The organism is Gemmatimonadaceae bacterium (genome assembly GCA_020851035.1).
Lineage (GTDB): Bacteria > Gemmatimonadota > Gemmatimonadetes > Gemmatimonadales > Gemmatimonadaceae > JACMLX01.
The window spans coordinates 111,387-132,385 of the sequence record JADZDM010000020.1; the positions used below are offsets into that span (position 1 = coordinate 111,387).

The 20,999-nt window shown below is 69.9% G+C and carries 17 protein-coding genes; 4 read left to right on the forward strand and 13 right to left on the reverse strand.

The features are described 5' to 3' along the window. Window positions 1–61: 61 nt before the first annotated feature. The 8 genes from IT355_12640 to IT355_12675 all read right to left on the reverse strand — a co-directional run bounded on the left by IT355_12640 (window position 62) and on the right by IT355_12675 (window position 8,198). On the reverse strand, window positions 62–1,708 hold the full coding sequence (locus tag IT355_12640; protein MCC7054104.1) for a hypothetical protein: 1,647 nt from the start codon (window positions 1,706–1,708) through the stop codon (window positions 62–64). Further along, entirely contained in the window at window positions 1,695–2,111 is a 417-nt protein-coding gene (locus tag IT355_12645; protein MCC7054105.1) for a GtrA family protein, read from the reverse strand. The genes IT355_12640 and IT355_12645 overlap by 14 nt, the downstream gene beginning before the upstream one ends. A gap of 7 nt (window positions 2,112–2,118) precedes the next feature. Next, window positions 2,119–3,057, reverse strand: coding sequence for a glycosyltransferase (locus IT355_12650; protein MCC7054106.1), 939 nt, complete (start codon window positions 3,055–3,057; stop codon window positions 2,119–2,121). Between the two features lie 212 nt (window positions 3,058–3,269). Continuing rightward, on the reverse strand, window positions 3,270–4,478 hold the full coding sequence (locus tag IT355_12655) for a glycosyltransferase (GenBank protein MCC7054107.1): 1,209 nt from the start codon (window positions 4,476–4,478) through the stop codon (window positions 3,270–3,272). Between the two features lie 9 nt (window positions 4,479–4,487). Then, window positions 4,488–5,099, reverse strand: a complete 612-nt coding sequence (locus IT355_12660) for a hypothetical protein (GenBank protein MCC7054108.1) — start codon at window positions 5,097–5,099, stop codon at window positions 4,488–4,490. Next, on the reverse strand, window positions 5,096–6,289 hold the full coding sequence (locus IT355_12665) for a glycosyltransferase (protein ID MCC7054109.1): 1,194 nt from the start codon (window positions 6,287–6,289) through the stop codon (window positions 5,096–5,098). Before IT355_12665 ends, IT355_12660 begins: the two co-directional genes overlap by 4 nt. Beyond that, window positions 6,286–7,200: a glycosyltransferase family 2 protein gene (locus tag IT355_12670; protein MCC7054110.1), complete on the reverse strand. Its 915-nt coding sequence runs from the start codon at window positions 7,198–7,200 to the stop codon at window positions 6,286–6,288. Before IT355_12670 ends, IT355_12665 begins: the two co-directional genes overlap by 4 nt. A 32-nt stretch (window positions 7,201–7,232) precedes the next feature. Then, complete coding sequence (locus tag IT355_12675) at window positions 7,233–8,198, reverse strand: class I SAM-dependent methyltransferase (protein MCC7054111.1); 966 nt, start codon at window positions 8,196–8,198, stop codon at window positions 7,233–7,235. Between the two features lie 145 nt (window positions 8,199–8,343). Here IT355_12675 and IT355_12680 point away from each other — a divergent pair, with 145 nt between their 5' ends. Continuing rightward, window positions 8,344–9,390, forward strand: a complete 1,047-nt coding sequence (locus IT355_12680) for a polysaccharide deacetylase family protein (protein MCC7054112.1) — start codon at window positions 8,344–8,346, stop codon at window positions 9,388–9,390. A 19-nt stretch (window positions 9,391–9,409) separates the two neighbouring features. Here IT355_12680 and IT355_12685 read toward each other — a convergent pair whose 3' ends face one another. The 4 genes from IT355_12685 to IT355_12700 all read right to left on the reverse strand — a co-directional run bounded on the left by IT355_12685 (window position 9,410) and on the right by IT355_12700 (window position 13,767). Then, complete coding sequence (locus tag IT355_12685; protein MCC7054113.1) at window positions 9,410–10,900, reverse strand: oligosaccharide flippase family protein; 1,491 nt, start codon at window positions 10,898–10,900, stop codon at window positions 9,410–9,412. A 119-nt stretch (window positions 10,901–11,019) separates the two neighbouring features. After that, entirely contained in the window at window positions 11,020–12,153 is a 1,134-nt protein-coding gene (locus IT355_12690; GenBank protein MCC7054114.1) for a glycosyltransferase, read from the reverse strand. Between the two features lie 37 nt (window positions 12,154–12,190). Then, window positions 12,191–12,967: a sugar transferase gene (locus IT355_12695; protein ID MCC7054115.1), complete on the reverse strand. Its 777-nt coding sequence runs from the start codon at window positions 12,965–12,967 to the stop codon at window positions 12,191–12,193. A 68-nt stretch (window positions 12,968–13,035) separates the two neighbouring features. Continuing rightward, window positions 13,036–13,767, reverse strand: coding sequence for an SLBB domain-containing protein (locus IT355_12700; GenBank protein MCC7054116.1), 732 nt, complete (start codon window positions 13,765–13,767; stop codon window positions 13,036–13,038). 562 nt (window positions 13,768–14,329) lie between these two features. On the opposite strand from IT355_12700, the gene IT355_12705 reads away from it, so the two are divergent. Continuing rightward, the gene (locus IT355_12705) at window positions 14,330–15,292 is read left to right on the forward strand and encodes a response regulator (protein MCC7054117.1); all 963 of its coding nucleotides are present in this window, start codon (window positions 14,330–14,332) and stop codon (window positions 15,290–15,292) included. Window positions 15,293–15,389: 97 nt separating this feature from the next. Here IT355_12705 and IT355_12710 read toward each other — a convergent pair whose 3' ends face one another. Continuing rightward, window positions 15,390–17,843, reverse strand: coding sequence for a polysaccharide biosynthesis tyrosine autokinase (locus IT355_12710; protein ID MCC7054118.1), 2,454 nt, complete (start codon window positions 17,841–17,843; stop codon window positions 15,390–15,392). 356 nt (window positions 17,844–18,199) lie between these two features. On the opposite strand from IT355_12710, the gene IT355_12715 reads away from it, so the two are divergent. After that, on the forward strand, window positions 18,200–19,759 hold the full coding sequence (locus IT355_12715; protein MCC7054119.1) for a sigma-54-dependent Fis family transcriptional regulator: 1,560 nt from the start codon (window positions 18,200–18,202) through the stop codon (window positions 19,757–19,759). Continuing rightward, the gene (locus IT355_12720) at window positions 19,756–20,871 is read left to right on the forward strand and encodes a HAMP domain-containing histidine kinase (GenBank protein ID MCC7054120.1); all 1,116 of its coding nucleotides are present in this window, start codon (window positions 19,756–19,758) and stop codon (window positions 20,869–20,871) included. The genes IT355_12715 and IT355_12720 overlap by 4 nt, the downstream gene beginning before the upstream one ends. The last annotated feature ends 128 nt before the right edge of the window (window positions 20,872–20,999 follow it).

Genomic DNA, 20,999 nt, shown 5'->3' on the forward strand with positions numbered 1-20,999 from the left:
GTTCGGGACGTGCGCCGCCCAGCCGACGCCCCGCGCACGCGCCGACCCGACCGCCGCCGCGTCACGGCGCGCGCCAGACTCGCTCGCCCTGCACGGTGAACACCACCGAGTCACCCGCGAGCGGGAGGAACACGCTGCGGAGCATGGCCGGACTCGGATCCGGCCGCTGGCGGAAGCTCCAGCCATCGCGCGGGCCGCTGTCGGTGCGCACCAGCGACTCCCCCACGAAGATCCGGCCGCCGCCGGCGCGTGACTTCGCGACCGCGGCCGCGACGATCTCCTGCCATCGCGCCGGCTCGAGGTTCACGACGCTGGACACGTTGATCACCCTCGGCAGGCCGACGTCGTGCGGCGCATAGATCTGCGACTTCCGGTTGCCGAACAGCAGCACGAGGTCCGCCGGACGCGTGTGTGCATGGAGCGCCGCCAGCCAGGTCCGGCGGAACGAGTCCGCCGCGAGCAGCGGCCTGAGGTTCCCCAGCACATTGGTCGCCACGATGAGGCCGGTGGCAGCGACACCGGCCACCACGATCCGTGAGCCACCGGTCCGCCGGCCCCACGACTGGAGCGCCACCGCCAGCAGCAGCACCTGCAGCGGCAGCGACGGGAAATACCGCTCCAGGTCCGTGCCCTGCCACGACAGCGCGAAGCCGAGGTTGATCCCGATCCCGAGGACGGCAGCGAGCAGGATGTTCCGATGCGCCGTCGCGAGCGTCTTCCACCCCTTCCAGAGCACCAGCGCGAGCGCGGCGACACTCCCGTAGGCCAGCACGAGCACGCCGAGCCACACCGTGGCCGGGAAAGCCACGTCGCCGTTCATCCAGAGCCGGAGTCGCTGCGGAAAATCGCTCAGCGACGCCAGCGACTGCGGCACGCCCACGATCACGCGGAAGACCTGGCTCGGCCCGAACGCCGTGGCAATCCCGTGGCTCGAGGAGCGGATCCACCCCAGCAGGTCCACCGTGGCCGGCGTCGGCGTCTGGTAGCGGGCCAGTCCGATGGCGGCGGCGCCCGAGTGCAACACCGCCAGCGGCCCGACCAGGAAGACCAGGAACGCCACGGTGAAGATCGCGGTCTTCACGAGGCGCGACCGGCTCAACAGGCCCGGCGCCCCGTCATGCAACAGCACGACCACCCAGACCGCGGGGGCGGCGATCACCTGCACGCCCCATGCGGCAGCCGAGAGCGCCGCGAAGCTGGCCGAGAGGGCAACGCGACCGAGGTCCTCGCCACCCGTCACCGCGCCCCCGTCGCGCGGCACCGCGAAGGACAGCGCGAGGATCAGCAGCAGCACGCTCAGCGAATAGCTGCAGCCCGAGTATGCATAGGTCCAGAAGCCGTTCGACACCAGGAACACGGCAGCGGCAGCGGTCGCCGCGGCGGGTTCCACATACTGCCGCAGCAGCCGGTGCATCGCAGCCACCGACGCCACGCTCATCAGCAGCGACAGGCCCTGGAGGACCCACAGGGTGTCGGACGCGGTCCCGTCCAGGCCGGCGATGCCGGCGATGACCGCGCCGATCGGCCGCCAGAGCAGGTGCCCCGGCTCGACCAGGACGCCGGCGTGGATGTCGATCGCGTAGCTGATGCCGTCGCCGTACCAGACCCCCTCGCTGAGCAGGTACGCCACCGCGGCACAGACACCGAGCAGCAGCGCGGTGATCGAGTCGCGCCGCGTCCACGGGGTGATCGCACTAGAGGTCTGCATGGGCCTCGTTCTTGTCAGCGGAGAAGACCAGGCGGCTCGAGAGCAGGAAGTTGACGCCCAGTCCTGCGATGGAGCCCACGCCCACCGCCGTCACCGGCGCGAGCCCCTGCGTGCCGATGCGCGCGATGACCAGCGAGTAGGCCCCGAAGTTCACGGCGGCACCGACGCTGTTCGCCGCCAGGAACCCCGCGAACTCGCGCAGCGGCGGCCTGGCAGAGCGGAAGTTGAGGGTGCGGTTGAGGAACCAGGTGGTCGTGACCGCAGCGCAGAACGACGCCACCCGCGCCAGGTACGGATTCACGCCGGCGCCGCGCACCAGCGCGAACACGATCGAGGCATCGACCACGAACCCGACCACGCCGATGCCGGCGAACCAGAGGAACTGCCGCACGCGCACGGGCATGGCGCGGCTATCGCCCGGTGATGCGGATCGACTGCGCGAGGTAGTGCAGCCGCTTCATCTCATTGCGGGCACGGGTCACCGTCGACAGCACGAGGCCGCACACGAGGCTCAGTGCCGCCACCACCGTCAGGCCCACCACCAGCACCGCCGTCGGCAGGCGCGGCACGGTGTGCGTGTCGAGGTAGGTGAGCACGATCGGCGTCGCCAGCACCAGCGACAGCGCCACCAGCACGCCGGCCACGATGCCGAAGAACTGCATCGGGAGTTCGTCCTTCACCAGCAGGCCGATGGTGCGGAGGATGCGGAACCCGTCGCGGTAGGTCGAGAGCTTGCTCACGCTCCCGGGCGGCCGCTCGTTGTACGGCGTGCGCCGCTCCGCGATCGGGCAGCGCAGCTGCAGCGCGTGCACGGTGAGCTCCGTCTCGATCTCGAAGCCGGCCGACAGCGCAGGGAAGCTCTTCACGAACCGGCGCGACATCACGCGGTAGCCGGAGAGCATGTCCTGCGACCGGTTGCCGAAGATGTAGGACACCAGGCTGGTGAGCATCCAGTTGCCGAAGCGGTGCCCGCGGCGGTAGGCGGCCTCGCCGGTCTCGTCGCGGATCGCACTGACCATGTCGACCGACTCGGAGAGCAGCACCTCGATCAGGGCCGGCGCCGCCGAGGCGTCATAGGTGTCGTCACCGTCGACCATGATGTAGACGTCGGCCTCGACATCGGCGAACATCCGCCGCACCACGTTCCCCTTCCCCTTCTGCGGCTCGTAGCGCACCACCGCGCCATGCTCGCGCGCCACGCGCGAGGTGCCGTCGGTCGAGCAGTTGTCGTAGACGAACACCGTGGCGGCCGGCAGCGCGGCACGGAACGCATCGATCGTGCGCCCGATCGCCACTTCCTCGTTGTGGCAGGGAATGACGACCGCGACGGTGGGATTCAGGTCAGGCATGGCTGGTTGGGAAACGGATCGCACAACGGACTGCCGTGCGGCACCCGCGGACCGGGGCAACACCATGCCTCGCGCACCAGTGCGCCGCATGGCGACGCACCCCGGACGTCAGGAGGGACATGCCGGGACGGGAAAAGTACCAGAAACGACGCATCATCGCACCCGACGGTCACGGGTGCCACGCAACGGACCAGCAACGCGACAGCAGGCCATCATCGCGCCGCACCGAGCCAGTCGGCATACGTGCGCACCATCTCGCGCCCGATCTGCACCCAGTCGTACCGCTCGGACGCCAGCGTCCGGACCGCCGCCGACATGCGGCGGCGGGCCGCCGGGTCCGAGGCGAGCCGCTCGACCTGCGCCACCCACTCGGCCGGCGTCGCCGCGTCGGCCAGGAGCACCGTCTCGCCGTCGGTGACGTCGATGCCTTCGGCGCCGATCACCGTGGAGATCACCGGTGTGCCGATCGCCATCGACTCGAGGATCTTGAGGCGCGTGCCGCCACCGGTCCGCAGCGGCACGATCGAGGCCAGCGCGCCGTCGTAGTACGGGCGCACATCCGGCACCGTCCCGGTGACCGTCACGCCGGGCACCGACGCCAGCGCGCGCACCGCCTCGGTCGGGTTGGCCCCGACGATCGAGAGGCGCGCCGCCGGGAACCGCGCCCGCATCGCCGGCCAGGTCGTGGTCACGAAATGCTGCGCCGCATCGACGTTCGGGAAGTAGTCCATGGAGCCGACGAAGACGAGATGCACGTCACCCGGCACGTGCGCACCACGCGGCGTGAACGCCGCGCAGTCCACGCCGTTCTCCGCCACCGCGATGCGCGCGCGCGGCGCCAGCGCCGCCAGCTGCTCCTGCTCGCGGCGGCTGCACACCACGTGCCCGAAGCCGGAGTGCAGGATCTCGCGCTCGGTCCGCGCCAGCTTGCGCGCGGTCATCCGCGCGTACCAGCGGCGACCGGCCGACGGCGTCGTCTCCGCGAAGCGCGCCATCGCCTCGGACTCGATGTTGTGCCAGTTGAAGATCACCCGGCCACCGCCGATGCGCTGCGCCAGCTGCGCGAAGTGCAGCATGTGGATGCTGTCGGCATGGATCACGTCGAACCGCACCTGCGCGGCGACGCGGCGCACCGCATCGTCCATCGCGGCGCTCGCATAGTTCAGCAGCGGGAAGGCCGTCCGGCCGACGGCACCGCGCAGCAGCCGCACCGGGCTGTACGTCGGCGGCTTGGGGATCCCCTCGAGCGCCGCACAGAACGGCAGGTCCGCCGCCGTCTGCGCGGGGCCGTCCGGCGCGGCGAAGTACAGGTACGTCAGCGCGCTGCCCGCGCCGAGCGCCTTCGCCAGGTGGTAGTCGCGCAGCTTGGCGCCGCTCTGCGTGGGCCAGCACTGGCGCGGCGAGAGGTACAGGACGTTCATCGGCTTCGGTCAGGGACGAGTTGCGGAGGCGGCCACCGCGCGACGCCCGATCTCCCGGGCCGGGTTGCCACCGAGGATCACGCCGGGTTCCGGCGTCTTCGTCACCACGGCGCCTGCCCCGACGACCACCCCGCTCGGGATGTCCACCATCACGATCGAGCCGTTGCCAAGCCAGCAGTCCGCATGGAGCGTCACGCGACGCACCTCCCCGCCCTGCATCCGCATCGGGATGTCGGTGCGGTCGAAGCGGTGCGTCATCTTGCCGCTGAGCACCGTGACCATCGAGCCGAGCAGGCAATCGTCCTCGATCGTCACCTCGCCCAGGCTGCAGTAGGCACCGATGTACACGCCGGCACCGATGCGCGCGCGCGGGCTGGACAGGATCGTGCCGAAGCAGACCGTGCTGCGCGCGTCGCACGCCTCCAGCGTGACGCGGTAGAACGCGCGGCGCAGCAGGTTCCCCAGGTCGCCGGGAAACAGTGCCACGGTCTGGCTGCCCGACTGGAACACGCGCTTGTGCAGCGCACCGCCCACCAGGGCCGCCAGTCGCACCGGAAGCCAGAACGGCAGCGTCACCAGGAACGCGATCGCGTCGAACACGAATCGGAACGCGGTCCTCATCGCCGGGCCGCCGCGAGGCAGCCGCGATACAGCGACTCGTACGCCAGCGTCATTGCCTCCACCGTGTGGCGCTCCGCCAGGCGCAGCGCCGCCCGCTCCACCTGCGCCGCGGTGCCGTCGGCGTCGCGTACCGTCTCGCGCACTGCCGCGGCCAGCGCCGTGGCGTCGCCGCCGGGGAAGAGCCGGCCGAGGCGCCCGCCATCGAGCACGGCGGGCAGGCCGCCGACCGCGGAGGCCACCACCGGCACCCGCGAGGCGAAGGCCTCGAGGACCGTCATCGGCATCGCTTCCGACAGCGACGACAGCACGAACACGTCGAACGAGGCATAGAGGGCGGCGGAGATGGCGCGCTGGCCGGCGAAATGCACGCGTCCGGTGAGCCCCGCTGCGGCCGCCTGGGCCGCCAGCGCCTCACGCAGTGCCCCGTCGCCCACCAGCACCAGATGCCACCGGTCGTCCAGCTCCGCGAGTGCACGGATCATGAGCTGCTGGTTCTTCACCGCGTGCAGGCGCGCGACCGTGCCCATCACCAGCGCGTCGTGCGGCACCCCGAGCTCGTCACGGAGCGCGCCATCGCCCGGGCGCACCCGGTGCAGCGCGGCGTCGTCGATGCCGTTCTCCACCAGCACGATGCCGTCACGCCGCGGCAGCATCTGCCGGTAGTACTTCACGACATCCACGGAGCAGCCGGCGGTCACGTCGGTCTGGACCGCCCCGAGCCAGAGGAAGAACCGGTCGGACCTCGAGAACGGAAGCTGGATCCCGTGCCGGGTGTGCAGGATCGCCGGCACCCGCGCGGCGTGCGCCGCCCGCGACGCCTTGGCACAGACGCCGCTGTGGCTGTGCACCACGTCCATCCTGCCGCTTCGGAAGCGCGCCGTGAGCGCACCGGGCGCCACGAGGCTCGACAGGCCCTGCGCCGGCACCAGCTCCAGCGGCACGCCCGAATCGCGCACCCGGTCGGCCATGCCGCCCAGCGACTCGGTGCAGATGATCCGCGCATCGTGCCCGTGCCGGCGCAGCGCGACACTGAGGCCAAGCACCATGACCTCCATGCCGCCGGTGTCCATCGCCGGCACGACCTGCGCGATTCGCAGCGGCCGCGCGTCGGACGCCACCGCGTCCCCCGCGGAGGCCGGTGCACCATGGCTCGTCGCCTGCGAGGTCACGACGCCGGTCGCGGCACTCACGACGCCGCCCCGCCATAGTGCGCCGCATCCACGTGGCGCAACGGGCGGAAGGCCTTCAGCACGAAGCGCCAGTCCAGCGGCCAGAGCAGCGCCGCGCGGCGGAACGCATCTCGCGCCGCATCCGGGTCCCGCGCGATCTCGTGCTCGTACGCGACATGTTCCCACACGTTGGCGCGGGCGCGGCGGCGCGTGATGCGGCTGAAGCCGTGCAGCACCTCCGCCTTGGCCAGGGCGGCCAGCATGCCGCGCTTCAGGCGATCCGCATTCCGGAAGGTGCCGCTGCGGTGCTCGCGCACGTAGACCAGCGGCTCACCCACGATGTGCAGGCCGCCCCGAGCCGCCACCCGCATCCACGCTTCCCAGTCCTCGCAGTACTCGAGCTGCGCGTCGAAGCCACCCACCGCGCGCAGCGTTTCGGTGCGCACGACGACGCCGGAGGTCGGCGTCCGCGCCCGGAACAGCAGCAGGTCTTCGACGCTCTGCGCGCCCAGGCTGGTCGTCGTCGGCACCGTGCGGATGTCCACCATGGTCCCGCGCTCGTCGACGACGGTGGCACCGCACCCGAACATCGTGACCGCCGGATACCTGAGTGCCGCGGCGCCCTGGCGCTCCAGCTTCACCGGAGACCAGAAGTCGTCGGAATCGAGGAACGCGACGCACTCACCGCGCGCGATCTCCAGCGCCGCGTTGCGGGCGGCACCCGGGCCCCCGCGCGAGCGCCGGATCACCGTGATCGAGCCCCCGAACCCGGCCAGCACGTCGGGCGTGTCATCCGTGGACCCGTCGTCGACGACGATCACCTGCACGGGCGCATGCGTCTGCCGGAGCGCACTCCGGATCGCCTTCCCGACGAACTGGGCGTAGTTGAACGTCGGGATGACCACCGTGAAGCTGGGCAATCCGGAAGCCATGGGACGGGATACCTGTGCGAGTCGGGCGCCGCTCAGGCGAAGGCGCCGCGATAACTCTCGATGATCTCCCGGTCACTGCGGATCTTGTCGGAGCGCCGCCCCAGCAGGTAGAAGCCGGCGGCGACGTCGTACGCCGCCTTCCGCTTCACCAGCATCGGGTCCAGCCACTTGATCCAGAAGCCCGTGAGCTTCGCGAACATGCGCAGCGCCACCCGCGGGCGCTTGCTCTCCGCGAAGCACGACAGCCAGTACATGTACGTCCAGCCGAGCGCCATGCCGGGTCCGCACTGGATCCCGCTCTCGATCTCCTCGAAGCGGCGGCAGAGCCGGCGCAGTCCCGAGTGCGTGAAGCGGTTGAAGTCGTACTCGCCGTCGCAGATCGCCTGCTGGAAGTTCGCCTCGATGTAGAACAGTCCGTCGGGCTTCAGCACACGGTGGATCTCGTCCACGGCCATGCGCGGGTCGAGCAGCGCCTGGATCACCCCCTGCAGCACCACGCAGTCGAACGTCCCGTCGGCGAACGGCACCTGATGGGCATCGCAGATCAGGTTCGAGCGCTCACCGAAGTACACATCCGACTCCACCACGTCGAAGGCGGGGTCGAGCACCAGTTCGCGGAGTCCCACGCCCAGGCCGCCGCCGCCAAGGATCAGCAGGCGCGGGTTCGGCGTGGTGGCCAGCAGGCGCTCGCGCAGCCGCCCGTAGTTCTGCTCCGCCGCCACGTTCAGGCTCAGCGAGGGCAGCGAGGCCACGATCTTCTCGCGCGTCGAGTACGTCGGGGCGTGATACCGGAACTGCCCCTTCAGGATCTCGTCGATGATGAACACGCCCGGTCGCTCATCCACCAGCACCGGCACACCGTCCACCACCGGATAGGTTGGCCCCCCCGGGGCGCTCATGCTGCTCCCGTCGGGGCTGAGGTCGAGAGGAAGGCCCGTGACGGGGCAGCGCAGCGAGCTCCGCAGCTCAGCCTTCAACAGGCTTCGATGTGCAATCATGGGTGGGGCAGACGTGGTGTGTGCTGTCAGTACGAACAGACTTGGTCGGGATTCCCAACCCGATAAGTTAGCGAGTCTCAGCCCTGTGACGAATGGCCGGCCGCGCCCGTCACTGGCGAGTCGGCCCCCATTTCACCTGATCTGCATGCTCCGTCAGCTCAAGCTTTCCGCACTCTCTGTCCTCAAATCCACCGGCATCAGCGGGCTGGTCGGGCGGACGGGGTGGCGGCAGTCGCGACTGCTGATTCTCGGCTATCATGGATTCGCACTTGCGGATGAGGTCGAGTGGAACGACGCCCTGTTCCTGAGTGAGGCCACCCTGCGCCGCCGGTTCGAGGCGATCCGGGCCGCAGGATGCGCGGTGCTCTCGCTGGAGGAGGGCCTGCAGCGCCTGCAGGCGGGCACCCTGCCTCCGCGCGCCGTCGTCCTCACCTTCGACGACGGGTTCGCGGATTTCGCATCGCTCGCGTACCCGCTGCTCCGGGAATTCCGCTTCCCCGCCACGCTCTACCTGACCACGTACTACGTGGATCACCAGCTGCCGGTCTTCACCGTCATGCTCCGGTACCTGCTGTGGAAGGGGCGGGGCACCCCGCTTCCCGTCGCGGGTTTCGGCCCCCTCACCGGGGAGCGGCCGCTGCGCACCACCGGCGAGCGCGAGGCGGCCTTTGCGGAACTGACCGCGATGGCCGACGATGCCGTGCTCGACTCCGCCGCCCGCGACCGCCTGCTCGCCGACGTCGCCGCGCGCCTCGGCATCGACTTCGACGCGATCCGCGCCAGCCGGATGCTCTCGCTCGTGACCCCGGCGGAGGTGGCGGCCTTCGATCCGGCCCTCGTCAGCGTGCACCTGCACACCCATCGCCATCGCGTGCCACTGGATCGTGCGCTGTTCACGCGTGAGCTGACCGACAACGCCGCCGCGATCGGGCGCATCACGCCACGCTGGGCCCACTCGCGGCACTTCTGCTACCCCAGCGGCGTCACGCACCCGGACTTCCTCCCGTGGCTGCGGGAGCTGGGCATCGAGAGTGCCACCACCTGTTTCTCGGGGATGGCCGAACGCACCTCCGATCCGCTCATGCTGCCACGCCTGCTCGACACGACGCAGCTCACCGACCTGGAGTTCGACGCCTGGCTGCGCGGCGTTGGCGCGCTGCTGCCGCGACGCACCCTCCCCGGCGAGCGCTGACCAGCGCCGGCCGCAGCGGTCAGCCCGTCGCCCGCCGCGACGCGCGCACCGCGTTGACCGCGTCGATCATCCACCGCACCCGCGTGGGGAAGACCACCAGCAGGGTCAGCAGGTACGTCGCGCCGCCAGCGGCCACGTCGACGGCCAGCGCCGCCATTGGATGCGACGGGCGCGTCACCCAGCGCTGCAGCGCCGCCACCACCGCCAGCATCGTGAGCGACGCCACCGTCGGTGTGATCAGGCTCGCGAAGAAGGTGCTCGTGCGCACGTCGAGACGCCGCAGCACCAGCCGCATCGGCCAGGCCGCCATCGCCGGCGCCGCCACCAGCCATACCAGCGCCACCGACGCCAGGCTCGAGTACCGCGCCGCCAGGTAAAAGCAGGGCGGCAGGATCAGCAGCGCGAACACCGGCACACGATTCACGTCACGGGCCATGCGCAGCGCCGAGGCGGCGTTCGTCATCACGGAGCTCAGTGCCTGGATCAGCGCGTAGCAGATCAGCAGCTTGAGGGGCAGGATCGCCGGCTGCCACTTGGCACCGAAGAGCAGCGGGATGGCCTCGTCCGCCACCGCGATGATGCCGATGAACACCGGGAAGATCACCAGCGCCAACCCTTCCGTCATCAGCAGCAGGTACTTCCGCAGCTTGGCGAGGTCCTCGGCGATGGCCGAGAAGAAGGGCAGGAGCGCCGCCGTCACCACATTCACCAGCTTCTCGCCCGGCAACGTCGCGATGTTCCAGGCGAACTGGTACTGGCCCGCCACCGTCGTGCCCACCGCCCGCCCCACCATCACCACGTCCGCATCGAGGTAGGTCAGCCACGCGATGCGCCCGACCACGATGTGCCGTGCATACGCGAGCATCTCGCGCAGCGGCGCCAGCCGCACGCGCGTGAACGGCACCCGCACCGCGTGATTGGACAGCGCCGCCTGCACCAGCGCCCCCGACAGCGCCGCCAGTGGCAGCGACCAGACCCGGAATCCGCTCAGCGCGAAGGCCGCCACGCCAAGCGTGTTCACCAGGGAGCGGGAGAATTCGATGCGCGCCACGGTCCGGAAATCCAGCCGCAGCTGCAACAGGGCCATCGGCACGGCCGAGAAGCCCTGCGCGAGCACCAGCAGCCCACCCACCGCCAGCAGGGGCGCCAGTTCCCGGTCGCGCATGAAGGCCGCCGCCGGGATCGCCCCGAGCGCGATCAGGGCGCTGCCCCCCAGCGTCAGCAGCACCACCAGCGTGTGCAGGGAGCGCTGCTTCGCCAGCCCTTCGTCGCGCAGCGCCAGCATGGTCGACGCGATGCCGAATTCCGAGAGCGAATAGACCCAGCTGCTCACGACGCTCACCAGCCCTGCCCACCCGTACTCTCGGGTGGTCAGCAGGCGCGCCATGTACAGGGTCACCGACCAGGCGATGATCTGGGAGCTCCACCGCGCGGCCGCGATCCAGATCACGCCACGGGCCAGCACGACGCTGTTCGGCGTGGTCGCGGCGGACGCGATCGCCGGCGGCACCGGCAGCGCCGTGCTCAGTCTCTCCCCCGGTGCGGGCGGGGGATCATCCGAGGGGGGCTGTGGTGCTGGCTCAGGAGACGGGTCGGGCGCGGAGTCGGACGTCACGCCACCAGCGGGCATCACCAGACGTCCCACTGCCCGCGCAGACCGTTCAGGGAGGCTTTCACGAGTGCTGCATTCAGGGAAATCACCCACGAGACGAGCGGCATGACCCGCCGCCGGACGGGCGGCAGCAGGCAGGCGCCCAGGCCAGCGGCGACAGAGTAGAAGCCGGCCTGCAACATCGCGGGGCTGGCTGATGCCGCAAGCACCGCGGCACCCGAGACTGCAGCGCCTGCTGCCAGCCACGGACTGGCCAGGCGCAGAAGCTTATGATTTACTAATTGAAACCAAACGGGATTGCGCACCGGCAGCAACAGGGCCGGCAGCCAGGCCACCAACTGGAAGTTTCCCGTGAGGGTGCGCACCTTCCGCACCTTCTCGCCGGCCGCGTCGGTCCGGCGTGCGTCCCACGCCCTGGCATGCAGGGTGTAGGCCACCCGGTGGCCGTCCATGACCTGCTGCATCGGCACGAAGACGTCGTCGAGGATCAGCCCGGTGCGCATCGGCACCCAGGCCCGGCGCCACATGGCGTAGATCGAGCCGCTGACGCCGATCGTGGAGTGCAGGCGCGCCTCGGCTGACCGGAGCGCTCGCTCCGCCGCCCAGTACCACTCCACCGGTGACCGGCGCGCGCCCGGACGGTCGCCGGGCAGGTAGAGGGCACCACCCACGACGGTCACGCGCGGGTCCGCGGCCAGCGCCGCCACGAGCGCCATCACGGCACCCGGCTCGAAGCGCTGCTGGGTGTCGGTGAACACCAGCACCTCGCCGGTGGCGGAACGCACGCCGGCATTCACGCTGGAGGCCTTCCCGCCGCCCGGATCCCCGTCGATCACCGTGACGCGGGCACCGGCAAGCGTTCCCAGCTCCGCCCGCAGGGGGGCGCCCACGCTGGCGTCGACACAGACGACCACGTTCAGGAGCGCCGGCGGATAGTCGGACTCGAGCAGGTTGGTGACGCGCTCGGACACAGCGCTGCGGGACTCACGCGTGGCCACCACGACCGTCACGGTCGGGAGCGGAACGGGCGGCGGTGGCGTGCGGCGGCGCGGCAGCAGCCGCGCCAGCACCAGCATCAGCAGCGGATACCCGAACCATCCCCAGGCGAGCAATCCACCGCAGGTGAGCAGCACCACCCAGCCCGCACTCACGACGGCGCCCTCACGGGGCTGGCCGCCGACCCATCACTCAATGCGCGCCTTTGCGCCCGATCATGACGAATGGCGTGCTGGCCATGATCCTGAGATCCATCCACAGCGACCGACCGGCGATGTACTCCAGGTCGAGCGCGACCTTGTTCTTCACGTCCTCGATGGAGCTGTCGTACGCCTGGTTGATCTGCGCCCAGCCCGTGATGCCGGGCTTCACGCGCTGGCGCAGGTGGTAGTTCTCCACCTGCGTGCGCAGCGAGAGGAAGATGCTCGGCCGCTCCGGGCGGGGGCCCACCACGTTCATCTCCCCCCGCACCACGTTCCAGAGCTGCGGCAGCTCGTCGAGGCGGGTCTTGCGGAGGAGCTCACCGATCGCCGTGATGCGCGGGTCGTTCTTCGATGCCCAGACGGCCTCACCCGGCACCTCGGCATCGACCCGCATCGAGCGGAACTTGTAGATCGTGAACACCCGGCCGCCCAGGTCCTCCTCGCGGCGCGTCTTCTGGCGATCGCCGCGGAAGGCGCGACGATCCAGCCCGACACGCGTCTGCGTGTAGAACACGGGGCCGGGGCTGGTGAGCTTGATCAGCAGCGCGATCACGAGCACACACGGGGCCAGCAGCACCATCGCCGTCGCCGCAACGGTCACGTTCAGGGCGCGGTGCATCCATTCCGGGTGCAGCGAGCTCCGCTCCTCGCCCGGCACCGCCACGACCCGACCGGAACGCGCAGAGACATCGCCATCGTCCGGCGACGGCCAGCCCGTGGCCGTCCCGCCGAACGCGTCGCGCAATGCTGCGATCCGACCCGCCATGTGTGCCGCACTCGGTACCGTTGAGCCCACGCCAGCCTCGTCGATGCTGTGAACTGTGATGTCGTCGCTCAACGACGCGACAGGGAGATCAGCGAGACGAGCACACCGATCCCGCCGGAGATTGCCCACACCAGCTGCAGGTAGTTGTTCGGCTTCTTCTCGTTGACGAGCAACTCGTCACCGGCGCGGATGTCGGCCTGGTCGAGCGTCATGCCGGCGCGGAAGATGACGTTCAGGCTGTCCGCCTCCACAAGCACATCCGAGCCACGCTTCACCTTCGACTTGCCGATGCGCGCCATGCTCGTCAGCCCGCCCGCGCTGGTGACGACGTCGGACACCGCCGCGTCACCGCGCACCGTCACGAACCCCGGTCGCCCGACACCGCCGGTGACCAGCAGGCGGACCAGCGGCTGCGTCCGGATCTGCGGACGCTGGATGTAGCGCTTCACCTGGGCCACGAGCGCCGAGTCGGCTTCGGACCGCAGCACGCCGCGCAGGCTGAATGCCGGCATCGTCGCCAGGATGACTTCCTGCCCCGCGCGCACCGACACCGTGTCGCGGAACGGCTCCTCGCCACCGAACAGCTCCACGACGAGGCGATCGCCCGGGTAGAAGTCCCCGACCTTGAGCCGCTCACGGACCGCTGCCGCTTCCGCCGACTTGCCCGCCGCCTCGAGCAACGTCGCCACCGAATCCAGGTGGTGCCGCGTGCGATAGAGCGTCGGATCCGACTGCTGCGCACCGCTCACACCTGCCGCGCCGGCCAGGCCGATCAGGACCAGCAGACCGCGACCGGCCACGCGGGAAAACTTCAGGGACAGAGTTCGCATCGGGTTCCATGCACTGCACCAGTCGTGCTCATTCAGTGCAATGCTCGAGTTCGGATGAAAGACGTTGAAAAACAAAGAGTTAGCCAATCTGATATACCATTCGACACCGCCGCGCCTGGCCCGCATGTGGTGCACAGACCACATCCCTTCCGTGCAGCGATCCAACACCCGGCACGAACGGATCTACGATACCACAGCGTGCGGTTGGCACATACTGCGGACGCTGATCCGTTACCTCCTGTAACGCAGCGACCTTACCGGAACTCCCAACCTACTGTGTCCGGGCGTCCGGGACACCTGTTTCACGACAGGAACCGGTGCGATTCCGTGCGTTCGCGCAGTGGCCCGCTCACATCCGCTGCACCGCCGTCACGTGCATCGGAAATGTTGCGCGACTACCGCAGGTGCCGGGGCACGGGATCCGGACGCTGGGACCTAAACGTTTGCCCTTCAACGCTTTACGACGCGCGATCACCCCCGCACACATCCTGCGGTCGTTCGACTGGAACGTCCGTCACCTTCCCGCCCAGCCATGTTCAGCACGTCTGCCCCAGCCGAAGCCTCCGCCAAACCCCCGATCATCGTCGTCGGGGTCGAGCAGGAGTGGGCAGCGCGGTCACTCGAGTCGGTGCTCGGTCCGCGCGGCTTCGCCGTCGTGCGCGCATACTCAGGCCGGCAGACACTCGACCTCGCGGAAGTCGCCGCGCCGGACGTGGTGCTGATCGATTCCCGACTCCCCGACATGGACGGCGTGGACGTCTGCCGAGCCCTGCGGCAGGAGCGGCGTGTCGGCGCCCACGTCCCGGTGGTGCTCACCACCTCCGGACCGGCCCCGCGCGAATTCGTGCGAAACGCCTACCTCGCCGGAGCCTGGAGCGTCTGGGAGCAGCCGCTCGACGGCGAACTGCTGGTGCTTCGCCTGCTCACGTGGGTGGATGCCAAGCGCGTGGTGGACGAAGCCGAACGGGTCAGCCTGGTGGACGTCGATTCCGGGCTGTACACGTACAGCGGCCTGCACCGACGCGCCCGTGAGGTGATGTCCGATGCGGCCCGGCGCCACACCCCGGTCTCCTGCATCGCCGTCGCGCCGGTGATGCTCCGCTCGGCCACCGGCACGGAGGAGATCCCGGTGCCGGTGCGCGTCGCGAACGACATCGCCCGGATGGTTGCCGGCACCGCGCGTGGCTCGGACGTGGTCGGTCGGATGGGTTCTGCCGAGTTCGCCATCGTGGCTCCCATGACGGAACTCACCGGTGCGGTGGAGATGGTCGAGCGCCTGCGCGACCGGATCGCCACCCTCCCGCCGGTCCTGGCCGACGGCCGCGCCGCACGCGTCGCGTTGCGCGCCGGCCTGGTGACCATCGCCGATCCGGGTATCGAGCTCCGCGACAGCAGCGATCTGCTGGTGCGGGCCTCCACCGCCCTCCGCTACGCGCAGTCGTCCCGCGCGCCGGGCGTTCGCACCTTCGACGAGGTCCCGGCAACGTTCGTCTGACCGGCCGACGCCGGCGCCCAGCCGGAAACGAGGAGGCCCCGGGCCCGCGATCGGAATCGCGGCGCCCGGGGCCGTCGTCATGCCGACTCCGGCTGTGTCAGGAGGCCTTCGACCCGCCACCGCCCGAGAGGCGCGGCTTCGACTTCCGCTGCCGCGGCGCGATCGGCTCGTCGTCGTCACTTCCCGCGTCGGCCGAGTTGTAGCCCTCGAGGTAGTGATAGTACTGGAACACGCCCTTCGGCTCGATGCCGTTGAGCACCGCGCCCAGCGGGCGGATCGGCAGGCGATCCATCGTCTCGAGCTTGTTGATCGCCATCTTGCGGTCGGTGACCCCCACGCGCAGCACCATCAGCAGGCCACCCGTCAGCGTCGCGAGCGCATAGGCATCCGTGCCGGCACCGAGCGGCGGGCTGTCGACGATGACCACGTCGAACCGGGCGCGCAGCTCGTCGAGCAGCGACTCCATGGCCGCCGTCGTGACCATCTCGGGCGCCTGGCGATGCCGCGTGCCGCACGGCACGAGCGACAGTCGCTCGTACGACGTGGGGTAGACCGTCTCCTCGAGGGTGCTCGATCCCTGCAGGTAGTCCACGAGCCCCGGCTTCTGCGGCACACCGAAGGCCTGCTGGATCGCCCCGCGCCGCGTGTCGCCGTCCACCAGCACGGTGCGGAAGCCGGCCTCGGCGAAGGACAGCGCCAGGTTCGACGACACGAACGACTTGCCTTCCGACGGACCCGTGCTGGTGACCGTGAACGACACCGGTTCGCCGGCCGTGAACTGGTGCCGGAGCGAGAGTCGCAACGTCCGGAAACTCTCGACCAGCTGCGCCTGCTCCTCGACCGACGGGCGCCCGGGATTCACCAGCGGAATCGCGCCGATGATGTCCAGGCGAAGGTCCGCCGCCACCTGCTCCGGGTACCGGACCCGCTTGTCGAGCACGTCGAGCAGCACCGCCAGCGCGAGCCCGAGGCCCAGGCCGAGTGCGAGGCCGGCCGGGATGATCTGGAGCGCGGTGTTGGAGGTCGGCTTGAACGGGGCCACCGCCGAGTCCTGCACGAAGACCTCGTTCCGGGCGGAGGCTTCCTTCAGTCGCTGCGTCTCGAGGTTGTTCGAGAGGATCCCCACCAGGTTCTCCTCACGCGCGACGATCGCATTCAGCTCCTGCTCCTTGATCGTCCGCTCGGGGATGCCGCGGATCTCCGCGCTCTGCGTCGCGATGCGGCGCTTGTAGTCATCCTCGCGGATCTGCAGCGAGTTCACCTGCTGGCGGATGAGGGCGGGAATCACGTTCGTCTCGAGGTCCGTGATCCGGCTCCGCACCTTCACGACTTCCGGGTTCTCGGCCGTGTAGACGGCGCTCTTCGCACGCTCGAGCTCACGGGCGCTGTTCAGCTCCGTCAGCACCTGCCGCAGCGCCTCGCCACCCGGGCCGGCCACGCTGCTCAGCGAGAGGGCGACGCCCGGGTCGACGTTCGGGTTGACGCGGCCGCCCTTCATCAGGTTCTGCAGCTGCTCGCGGTCGTTGCGGAGCGTCTGCGCCTCGAGGCGGTAACGGGTGAACTGCTCGAGCACGGGGTTCGTCGTCTGCGAGGCGCCGGGCGTGAGCACGGTCTGCTCCGACGGCTGGATGATCGCGTCCACGCGGAACCGCTCGAGCGACTGCCGCGCGGCCTTGAGGCGCGACTCGGCATCGGCGAAGGCCTGCTTCGCGGCGTTGGCATTCTGCGACGTGCCGCCATTCTTGATGATGCCGAGGTAGTTCACGAACAGCGTCATCCACTCGTTCAGCGCCACCTCGGTGCGCGCGGCGTCCTCACCGCGCAGCGAGACGTTCATCACGTCCGTGTTCGGCGGGGCGTCGGCGCGGAGCTTCTTCTGCAGGTTGTTCGAGGCTTCACGCGGCGTGATGAGCTCGAACTCGACCGTGGCCTTGGCCGGCAGGATTTCCCGCGCCGGCTTCCAGCGCATCCCCGACTCCCGTCCGATCGAGTCACCGATCGAGCCGGTCTCGACCTCACGCGAGTCGCCGTTGCGGGTGCGGCGGAGGCGGTACTTCTCCTTCTTGCTGTCGATCATGAGCTCGTAGGTGCCCGGGACGAACTGGGCGCCGAGCGTGAACTCACGGAAATAGACGGAGTCGGCGTCGCGCTTCGGATCGAGGTAGAGCCGGAGCTTGCGGGCCACCGAGTCCGTGATGGAATAGGCGCGGAACACCTGGAGGTACGACTCGTTCGAGCGCTGCCGGGCGTTGCCGATGATCTCGGCACTCGGGTCGCGGAGCGTGATCTTGCCCTGGACGTCGTACTCGGGCTTGATGTACCGGGTGGCGATGTAGCCGCCCAGCAAGCCGAGGAGCACCATGGCGAGCACCAGCCACTTGAAGCGGCCGACGGCGGCGAGGTAACGCTGGTAGGCGGGTGCCATCGATGCCGGCGGCGGCGGCGCGCCCCACTGCTCCAGCGGCGGCTGCTGGACGGCAGGCAGCTGCGGATTGGCAGGGATGGGGGCGAGCCGGGAGCCGGCAGAAAGCGCGTTGAACGATCGGGTCATGTCGCAGTGGGACGCACGGATGTGTTGCAGCGTCACTTCTACCGTGTTGCGGAAGAAGGACGCTCGCCGACGGCGTTGTCTCTCAGCCGCACTGTTGCGGTGAGGGGCTGGCAAGTCCCGGCCCACGCGAGCGACCCGGACCGTGACAAATCGTACGTGAAGTCGTCAGACCGCAGTATAAGTGCGACACCCTGTCGCGCGGAACACACGATCCGGCGGGAACACTGTGGCTTGTAATCAACGTGTTGCTTGACACGTGCAACACTTCTCCAGTAGATACGAGTGTACCGCCCATCCCAAGGATCAGCTTGGGCAGGGCTCGGGCGACGATTGCTCGAGTCTGACACCAGGAACAGATGAACTCGCCTGACCAGAATTCCGTCGCCGACCCGGCGGCCGCGCGCGACGCCATGGCGGTGGCGCCCGAGGCGCGGGCGACGCTCCGACTCCTGATCGTCGATGACGACCGGACGCTCCGGGAAGGCTGTGCGAGCATTCTTCAGGGGGACGGGTACAACGTCACGGTCACCGGCCGCGCCGACGAGGCGATGGAACTCGTCAAGCGCCGCCGCTTCGACATCGTGCTCTGCGACCTGTATCTCACCCCGGTGTCCGGGATGGAGATCCTCAAGGCCGCTCTCGAGGCCAACAAGGAGACGATCTTCGTCGTCATGACCGGCAACCCGTCGGTCACCTCGAGCATCGAGGCCCTTCGGGCCGGTGCCTGGGACTACCTCCCGAAGCCGTTCTCGGCCAGCCACCTCCAGATCCTCGTCGGCCGGGCCTCCCACGCCGTGCTCGTCTCGCGGGAGACGCGCGCCGCCCGGAGCGAGGGCGGCAGCACCCCGGGGCCGCCGTCGGGCGCTGGCGCGTCGTTCCAGAACGCCCATACCGGCGACCGGATCACCCTCCTCGGTCAGTCGCCGGCGTTCCGGCGGGCGCTCGACCTGTCCCGGAAGGTGGCCGGCACGGACGCCTCCGTGCTCATCAGCGGCGAAAGCGGCACGGGCAAGGAACTCATCGCGCAGTTCATCCACAGCCACAGCCGGCGGGCCGGCAAGAAACTGGTGGCCGTCAACTGCGCTGCCTTGCCGGAACAGCTCCTCGAGAGCGAGATGTTCGGGCACAAGAAAGGCGCCTTCACCGGCGCCGACCGCGACAAGGCGGGATTGCTCGAGGTCGCCAACGGCGGCACGCTGTTCCTCGACGAGCTGACGGAGATGTCGATGCCGCTGCAGGCCAAGCTGCTCCGCGTCCTGCAGGACGGCGTGGTGCGGCGGGTGGGCAGCGAGACCCAGGATGCCGTGGTGGACGTGCGCTTCATCAGCGCCATGAACCGCGATCCGCTCGAGGCCGTGGCGCAGGGCCGCCTGCGCGAGGACCTGTACTACCGCCTGCGCGTGGTGCCGATCCGCCTGCCCCCCCTGCGCCAGCGCCCGGAGGACATCTCCGTGCTCGCGCAGCACTTCCTGCACCACTTCTGGGATCGCCACCGCCAGCCCGGCGAGCCGTCCCCGACGTTCAGCGAGGATGCGCTGGATTTCCTGCGCAGCCGGCCCTGGCGCGGCAACGTGCGTGAGCTCCAGAACATGATCGAGCACACCGCGGTCGTGGCCGACCCCGGCACCGCGCTGGTGGGCAGCGACTTCCCGGTCTACGACGATGCGCCGGAAGCGGGCGTGAGCGGTGGTGATGCCACGACGTTCAGCGGCAGCTACATGAACGACGCGTACCACGTCGCGAAGGACAAGCTGGTGGCGCAGTTCGAGAAGGAGTACCTGACGCGCCTCGTCTCGCGGGCCGGTGGCAACATGTCCCGGGCGGCCAGGCTGGCCGGGATCGACCGGACCACGCTGTACCGCCTGATGGAGAAGCACGAACTCCGGCGTGACGAGTACTCCGGGTCGCTCGCGTGACGGGGCCGCACCGGGTGCCGCTGCGCGTCGAGCGCGCGGGTGCATCGGCTGGGCAGACGGACGGCGGTGCCGCCCTGCGAGCGGCGCTGGCGCGCGCGGCGGATGTGGCAGCCGGGGAGCTGTCGGCGGCGCAGGATGGCGGCTGGCCCGTCGGTGAGCTGCGGGCCGGCGCCTCCCTGCTCTGTGCCGCCGCCGAACAGCGCCTGCACCTGCCGGACATCCCGCTGAGCTTCACCTTTCCACCCGCCCTGCCCTCGCAACGGCTCCTCGGCGCGATGCGGCGGGACCTGCTCGCGCAGGGCCGGGCCGGCACCCTGCCGGCAGCGGACACCGTGCAGGCGCTCAGCGCCCTCGAGGCCATCAGCGCCGCGCTCGAGACGGATGCCGGCCATCGGTTCACCTCGCGCCTGCAGGGCATGGGTGGGCTCGAGCTGATCGTCGACGTCGCGCACGACATGCGATCGCCCCTTGGCTCGATCCTCTTCCTTGCAGAGCAGATCCGGCGCGGGCACAGTGGTGAGGTCACCCCGGTGCAGGAGCGCCAGCTCGGGCTGATCTACGGCGCCGCACTGGGGTTGAGCACCATGGCGAGCGACGTGATCGACCTCGCCCGCGGCGGCGAGCGCCTCGTGCAGCAGGCCCCCCTGCCGTTTTCGCTGGCGGGCGCACTGCAGCAGGTGCAGGATCTCGTGCGCCCCATGGCGGAAGAGCGTGGCCTGACGCTCCGGATCGACAACGACGTGCCGGCCGCTCGGGTCGGGCACGGGCAGGCGGTGCAGCGGGTGCTCCTCAACCTCGTCACCAACGCCGTCAAGTTCACCGACGCCGGCGAGGTGGCGATCGAGATCCGCAGCATCACCGCCACCCTCGTGCGGTTCACCGTCAGCGACACCGGGCGCGGGATCCCGGACGCCGTGCTCGGCACCCTGTTCGACGCGTTCCGGCGCCGGCTCAAGCCCGGGCAGTACGTATTCTCGAGCGCCGGCCTCGGGCTCTCGATCTGCCAGAACCTGGTCCGGGCGATGGGCAGCGAGTTGCTGGTGCGCAGCACGATCGGGGTCGGGAGCGAGTTCCAGTTCGACCTCGAACTCCCGCGGCACCAGGTGCGCTGAGGTGCGCCCGGGAATGACCGGCCGCGGCGACGAGGTGACCGTGGACCTGCGACAGGCGTCCACGGGTACCCCATTTCTCGTGTGCCCCGCCCGACGGCGGCAGCGCGCCGGCGTGCTGCCACGCGGGT